Source organism: Shewanella sp. cp20 (genome assembly GCF_000832025.1).
Taxonomy (GTDB): domain Bacteria; phylum Pseudomonadota; class Gammaproteobacteria; order Enterobacterales; family Shewanellaceae; genus Shewanella.
In genome coordinates, this window is the sequence record NZ_JPII01000063.1 from 1 (window position 1) to 606 (window position 606).

Here is a 606-nt window from a genome sequence, read left to right on the forward strand (position 1 = left end):
CAGGCTGCCACCTTCTAGCTCGACGGTAGTACCAGCGTTAACGGTTTGACCGTCGACGCTGAAGCTGACCACTGACAGCTGGCTGTCGATATCGCTGTCATTATCTAATACGTTGCCGCTTGCGACGGTGTCCTCTGCCACGGTGTTGCTGTCGTTAGCCAGTACAGAAGGGTCATCTACTGGGGTGACAGTAATGGTCAGGGTTGCACTTTCACCGGTATTGGTGGTGTAGGTGATGACCGGCACACTGCCGTTCCAGTTGTCGTTTGGTGTAAAGGTGTAAGAGCCATCGGCGTTGATCACCAGGCTGCCACCTTCTAGCTCGACGGTAGTACCAGCGTTAACGGTTTGACCGTCGACGCTGAAGCTGACCACTGACAGTTGGCTGTCGATATCGCTGTCGTTATCGAGCACGTTGCCGCTTGCGACGGTGTCTTCTGCCACGGTGTTGCTGTCGTTAGCTAGTACAGATGGGTCATCTACTGGGGTGACAGTAATGGTCAGGGTTGCACTTTCACCGGTGTTGGTGGTGTAGGTGATGACCGGCACACTGCCGTTCCAGTTGTCGTTTGGCGTGAAGGTGTAAGAGCCATCGGCGTTGATCAC

Annotated in this window: 1 protein-coding gene; it reads right to left on the reverse strand. The window is 54.8% G+C overall.

Features of this window, described 5'->3' with window-relative positions; all coding sequences use genetic code 11:
- The coding region (locus DB48_RS19585) for an Ig-like domain-containing protein (RefSeq protein WP_041511866.1) at window positions 1–606 on the reverse strand (606 nt) is incomplete at both ends.